Genomic DNA, 6359 nt, shown 5'->3' on the forward strand with positions numbered 1-6359 from the left:
CGTGTCATGCGCTCTTTTGGCGGCCGAGTTGAATGCAAATCGAAACTGGGGGAGTTTACAGAATTCCACTTATACTTTCCTATGGTACCCAATGCCCCCCAAGCCGACTCGCTTCGTACTCCTGATTTCAAAAGTTGGCAACAACCTAAACCGAATACCGAGCAAAGAACCGTTGACAATATACAACCAATCGATAAGCCATTTCTAATCAATGACAAAGCCCCCACGGTGCTCATCGTTGACGATAAAGAAGTACAACGCTCACTAGTTCAAATGTATCTGAACCAACTTGGTGTTAACAACTTGCAGGCAAACAACGGTGAAAATGCAGTAGAAATCTTTAAAGCGAATTCCATCGATTTGATCTTGATGGATATTCAAATGCCAGTTATGAATGGTTTTGAAGCCAGCCAAATCATTAAGGCGCATTCTCCGCAGGTTCCGATCATTGCGCTGTCAGGTGAATCTGGCGAACGTGAGCTAGAAATGATTAGCAAGCTGATGGACGGTCGTTTAGAGAAACCGACGTCATTAAATGCGTTACGGCAAGTAATCAGCCATTGGTTAAATAGAGACGTTGTACCCAATGCTCATACAGCAAAGAGTGGAACGGTTATTTGACGTAATTGAAGACACCAACATCCAGATAAAACTCAGCCAGTACCAAAACCATTTCAGTGCTGGCTGACATTTTAAAACCGCATAATCTATTATAAACCGTCTACTACCTACACTCGCCAAGCCTTGACCTGAGCGACCCCAAGTAGTTCTAGCTGAATATCTAATGAACCCATGCAAGTTATACATGCAATAATTACATATTCACCTTGTTTCACATCTCATTTCATGAGCGACAGGGTTGAGCACCGCACCTTTTCAGTCTATTGTTTGTAGCGAAAGACAGGTTCGACTTAAACAACACCTTTGCTTGCACACTTTTAGCCGCCTATTTTTGGCGGCTTTTTTCTTGCTAGGCAATTATTTTCTTTTTAACAGCGCGATACACTCTTCGTAGTGAGGGGCATAATTAATCAGAGCCGCTTTTGCGGCTCTGATTAATTATGGTTGTTAAAACTATTGATTTACTCTCGGCCAAACACGTTATTTTCTTGCTCTTGTACGCGGATAAATGTGGTGCGCTTAGTTAACTCTTTTAACTTAGCTGCACCGACATAAGTACAAGTTGAACGCACACCACCAAGAATGTCAGAGATGGTGTCGTGAACGCTGCCACGGAAAGGTAGCAATACAGTTTTGCCTTCCGCTGCGCGGTATTTTGCAACGCCGCCAGAGTGCTTCGCCATTGCAGACTGTGACGACATGCCGTAGAACTTCATGTAGCTCACGCCATCTTTTTCAAACACTTCGCCGCCAGACTCTTCATGACCTGCAAGCATGCCACCAAGCATGACAAAATCAGCGCCACCACCAAAGGCTTTAGAAACGTCACCTGCGCATGTACAGCCACCATCACCAATGATACACCCGCCTAATCCGTGCGCCGCATCGGCACATTCAATAATGGCTGAAAGCTGAGGATAACCAACACCTGTTTTCACGCGCGTGGTACAAACCGAACCAGGGCCGATACCAACTTTTACGATATCCGCACCCGCAAGGATGAGCTCTTCACACATGTCACCGGTGACAACGTTACCTGCCGAGATCACTTTATCTGGAAATTGTGCACGCACGCGTTGTACGTAATCAACCAAGTGCTCAGAGTAGCCGTTAGCAATATCAATACAGATGAAAATCAGATCGTCACTAAGCGCCATGATGTCTTTGGTTTTTTGAAAATCAGCATCAGATGTACCAGTAGAAACCATCACATGTTTAAGTGTTGATGTATCGGCGTTTTTAACAAACTCCGCCCAATCAGCTACTGAGTAATGTTTATGAACCGCTGTCATTACATCATGTTCAGCAAGTGACTTCGCCATAGCAAAACTGCCTACCGAGTCCATATTCGCCGCAATAACAGGCACGCCGGACCATTGACGCCCACTATGCTTGAATGTAAAATCGCGGGTTAAATTTACTTGAGAACGGCTTTTTAGTGTTGAACGCTTAGGGCGAAACAGGACATCTTTAAAACCTAACTTAAGTTCTTGTTCGATACGCATTATGTAATTCCTTGATTAATTGACCATTTGTGTCTCTTTTGCAGAGTGCGTAGTACCTTCGTTGGCAGACGTCAGTACATTTTGGACACAAAAAAACCGGAGCGTTGGCAGACGCTCCGGTTTTCAGCATTATAGGCCCGGATTTCTTATCGGCAAGTCTGATATTTGCATTTTTTTTGTGGTACTATCTCGAAACTTTCATATCCGACACTTCTCAAGTTCATCTCTCTCAAATACTCATCGTGTAAATTTTTATTTTTCAATACGTTATTAAAGAACGCATCATTTTAGCGAAAGCTTTCATACAATAAGCAAACGTTACCTTGTTCAGCATTGCGCCGAAAATGTGAGGTAAGTCACATTCACAGAAGAGGTGACTCAGACATTTCTATCGGCGATTTTTACAGATTGTGGTGAATTTTTATCATTAATCCGTCCGTTTTCGATTTTAGTGACATCACACCGCAACTCCTACCATCCCAAAGACATAGTTATTTTGTGGTTTATTTTCTGTGATATTAGGCGTATTTATAGTGAAAATTATAAGTCTAATTAGGAAGAGAACATGATCAACATTGCATTTTTCAGCGCAAAATCTTATGACGCGAGTTCTTTCTCAGAGGTCAGTGATACAAAGATCTTCTCGCTGCACTTTCACGATTTTCGACTCACCCCAGCCACAGCTAAAATGGCCCAAGGATGCACTGTGGTGTGTGCCTTTGTGAATGACGACTTAAGTCGCCCAGTATTGAGCCAATTGTATGAAAATGGGACGAGGCTTATCGCAATGCGCTGTGCCGGATTTGATAAAGTCGATCTCGATGCCGCAAAAGAGCTGGGTATTCAAGTGGTGCGAGTGCCTGCATATTCACCAGAATCGGTGGCAGAGCACACGGTAGGAATGATGATGTGTTTGAATCGCCGCTTTCACAAGGCGTACCAACGTACCCGAGACGCTAACTTCTCATTAGAGGGGTTGGTCGGGTTTAACTTCTTCGGTAAAACCGCGGGAGTTGTTGGCACAGGAAAAATTGGTATTGCCACAATGCGTATTTTGAAAGGGTTGGGAATGAAGGTACTGTGCTTCGACCCTTATCAGAACCCTCTGGCGATTGAACTCGGTGCAACTTACTGCAGCCTTGAGGAAATCTACCAACAAAGTGATGTGATTACGCTTCACTGCCCAATGTCGCCAGAGAACTACCATTTACTCAACAGCCACGCATTTTCCCAAATGAAAGATGGCGTGATGATTGTAAACACCAGCCGAGGTGAATTACTCGACTCAGTTGCAGCAATTGAAGCACTGAAACAAGGTCGTATCGGCGCTCTTGGTTTAGATGTTTACGACAATGAAAAGGATCTTTTCTTCCAAGATAAGTCGAATGATGTGATTGTCGATGATGTATTCAGACGCCTATCGGCTTGCCACAATGTACTATTTACAGGACATCAAGCCTTTTTGACTGAAGATGCACTACACAATATCGCTCAGACAACTTTGGATAACATTCGTGCCTTTGCAAACAATCAACGTTGCGGAAATGAGCTTGTAACGCTTGATTAATTAAACCCATCACTAACATGAAGCCTCCTTGATGAAACACCAAAAGGAGGCTTCGAAATCATTAACACCCTGATTCTATGAACGTATTTGTAAAGAGGCTAACGCTTCAGATGTAGCATCTTGTATTGATAAAAACAATGAGTTAATTTTACCCGTCGTGGTTCGCATCGGGTTTAAAGTAATGCTTTGGTACATATAATCGGCTTGCTGAGTGACAGGGCGAACATTACGACATTTGAAGAGATATGGGCGCTGCTGCCAAGTAATAAAACTACGACAACCTAAGTCATACACAGGTTTAGTTTTGAGCTTAAACCACTCTTGGGGGATTTCAGGAAACAGTTCAAAAATGGTTTTACCAATCGCATCGTGCCCTTGAATACCGCTGTGGTGTGTCATGAATCCATTCCACACTTGCACTTCGTAATCACGATTAATCACGATCAGCCCCATATCGACATTCTGCACCATATCCACCATCCAGTGGAACTGTTCAAATTCTGCAGGGAGATTCATCGTTAAAAATCCTCCATCAAGTACGCTAATTTACTGTCTAGCAACGGAAGAGACTCATCGACAAACATAAAGAGCAAGTCACAGCGGATCGTCGTTTGATCAATGTTGTAGCTCACTTCAAACGTCATCGTTTTTTTAAATGATCCAGCGGTTGAATTGATCACAGAGTCAATGGAGATGTGTTGCCCAAGCAATACTGGAGAGCTTTGAAAAAAACGCACCTCCGATTGCTCGCCTAATCCATTCAGAAAAGAACCAACTAATATGTTTGATACATCCATTAACAGTTCTAATTCTTCAAGCTCTTCACTGTCTGCTGGCACTTTCATTAATTTTTTTAGGTCAGAAACACTGGAATCACTCAAGAGCACCAGTGCTTCACCTGCAATGCCTTCACCGCTAAAGCCTTGACATACACCAGAAACTTGATCATTTTCTGCCAAGTCACGAAGTGCCATATGTAGCTCACTCACTTCAAAAATATTGACGTTTGGTAGCGGTAAATGAACAAATACATCAAAGTGCCGCGCCAGAGCATCAGCTGCTCGACCAATCGAAACGTTCGCAACTTCCATATAGATGTCACGACGTTTTAAGATAGGTAGTTCAACAGAGATAGGCGTAACGATACGAGGCTGTGTTGGCGGTTCGACTAACTCTCGTAGTACGCTATTTAACACGTCCTTATCAATCGGCTTTTGAATAAAAGCACGCGCCCCTAACGCCAATACTCGATCTTTCGCTTTCGGCTGTATATCACCAGAAACAACAACAACAGGTGTTGTCATCCCTCTGCGTTGCATCTCTTCTAGCGTTCCGTAGCCGTCCAGTTCAGGCATAGTTAAATCGAGGAACATTAATTTAAAATCATGCTCTTCAAGATTTTTAATGCCATCTAAACCATGGACTGCGAAAGTAATATCGGCGTTTAGAGAGGCGGGAAGTGAACGAGCCATCTGCTTCCGAGCCAGTGCAGAGTCATCACAGATGAGTACGGGGAAAGACATGTAATCACCTTCTATTTATTAATTCGATAAATAGAGTGTATACCTAAACCTCGCGTAGATGCGAGTTGCGCAAAAAATTAATTAAAAAGTTTTAGGGGTTATAAAAGGCTACACACTCAAGCGAAACATCGGTTAGCAAGCAACAATGCTCGCTCATTTCAACCTCATAGTGAGGGCCAGAAGGTCAGTACAGCAATCCGCAACACAATAGCGGTAACAATGAATGCCACTCCCAAGCGGTACCACTTATATTCCTCAATTGACATGGGAATGCGACGATAAAACATCGTGATGACACCTTTCCAGTCATGGCTACGTTTACCATACCGCACAATACTCGTCAGAATAAAAATGATGCCCAGCATTAAGATAACTTTCTCTACCCAAAATAATCCGATGCCCATAGTACTTCCTTGTTCAGGAGATAAATAATCATTGCCAACAGTGTATATCGAAAAGATGAGCGCCACTCTTGGACAAAAGTCTAAAGTGCAAAAGCACCAAAAGGGCCCAGTGAGGAAGCCCTTTTGCATTAACAGGAATAATTTAGTTCACTATCACATTAACCATTTTACGCGTAAGTTACGCATAAAGACGCTATGTATGCTATGTATTAAGTGCGCTACGCGTGATGCGCCGTTGTTTTAGAGATTGCAGAGGTTAATTTATCTCGATAACTGAACCAGAGGTATGTCACGACAATAGAGAAGAAGAGATACGACAAAGCAAAGATAAAAGGCGATGTGATCAATTGCGCCGATATCCCCCACGCAACACCGATAATGGTCACTGTCAATTTAGCAAGAAGCCCACAGATGAGAAGAAAAAGGGCAAACTCCGGCACTTTAGTACTTCGAAACGCAAACCAGTAACAGCTGCCTACTGCGAGTGACGCGATGTAAAGCCCAAGCAAAAATGAATGAAAGTGATCAGCAGAGGCCACACCCGCCGAGACAGACGCCATTAAAATCAGTATTAGTTTCATGTTGTAAACCTCTCTTTTTATGAGAAAGTATCCATTCATTTTCGAAAACTCAGTTTACATACATTTTCCTCCATTAAATAAGAATTTCAAGTTCAAAAAATAAGCAATTTTTCCTTATTGGCTTAGAATAAAACAATTGTTAATCAGTGGTTAACAAC

Annotated in this window: 7 protein-coding genes; 2 read left to right on the forward strand and 5 right to left on the reverse strand. The window is 42.8% G+C overall.

The genetic code is table 11. The features are described 5' to 3' along the window. The coding region (locus tag AACQ17_RS04915) for a response regulator (protein WP_141201444.1) at positions 1-621 on the forward strand (621 nt) is incomplete at its 5' end. A gap of 461 nt (positions 622-1082) precedes the next feature. Here AACQ17_RS04915 and AACQ17_RS04920 read toward each other — a convergent pair. Continuing rightward, a complete protein-coding gene (locus tag AACQ17_RS04920) occupies positions 1083-2126 on the reverse strand; it encodes a GMP reductase (protein WP_013868034.1) in 1044 nt (347 codons plus the stop codon). A gap of 565 nt (positions 2127-2691) precedes the next feature. Between AACQ17_RS04920 and AACQ17_RS04925 the strand changes: the two genes are divergently transcribed. Further along, entirely contained in the window at positions 2692-3693 is a 1002-nt protein-coding gene (locus AACQ17_RS04925; protein WP_017046018.1) for a 2-hydroxyacid dehydrogenase, read from the forward strand. 75 nt (positions 3694-3768) lie between these two features. Here the strand turns inward: AACQ17_RS04925 and AACQ17_RS04930 are convergent, their stop codons facing one another. The 4 genes from AACQ17_RS04930 to AACQ17_RS04945 form a co-directional block, all read right to left on the reverse strand. Then, the gene (locus tag AACQ17_RS04930) at positions 3769-4209 is read right to left on the reverse strand and encodes a PAS domain-containing protein (protein WP_017047143.1); all 441 of its coding nucleotides are present in this window, start codon (positions 4207-4209) and stop codon (positions 3769-3771) included. 2 nt (positions 4210-4211) lie between these two features. Next, a complete protein-coding gene (locus tag AACQ17_RS04935; RefSeq protein ID WP_013868037.1) occupies positions 4212-5216 on the reverse strand; it encodes a response regulator in 1005 nt (334 codons plus the stop codon). A 164-nt stretch (positions 5217-5380) separates the two neighbouring features. Then, entirely contained in the window at positions 5381-5620 is a 240-nt protein-coding gene (locus AACQ17_RS04940) for a hypothetical protein (protein ID WP_094147953.1), read from the reverse strand. A gap of 218 nt (positions 5621-5838) precedes the next feature. Further along, positions 5839-6201 (reverse strand): hypothetical protein, encoded by a 363-nt coding sequence (locus AACQ17_RS04945; RefSeq protein WP_026027849.1) that lies wholly within the window; start codon positions 6199-6201, stop codon positions 5839-5841. Positions 6202-6359 lie beyond the last annotated feature (158 nt).

The sequence above is a fragment of the Vibrio sp. V10_P2A27P122 genome (assembly GCF_963874335.1).
Lineage (GTDB): Bacteria > Pseudomonadota > Gammaproteobacteria > Enterobacterales > Vibrionaceae > Vibrio > Vibrio anguillarum.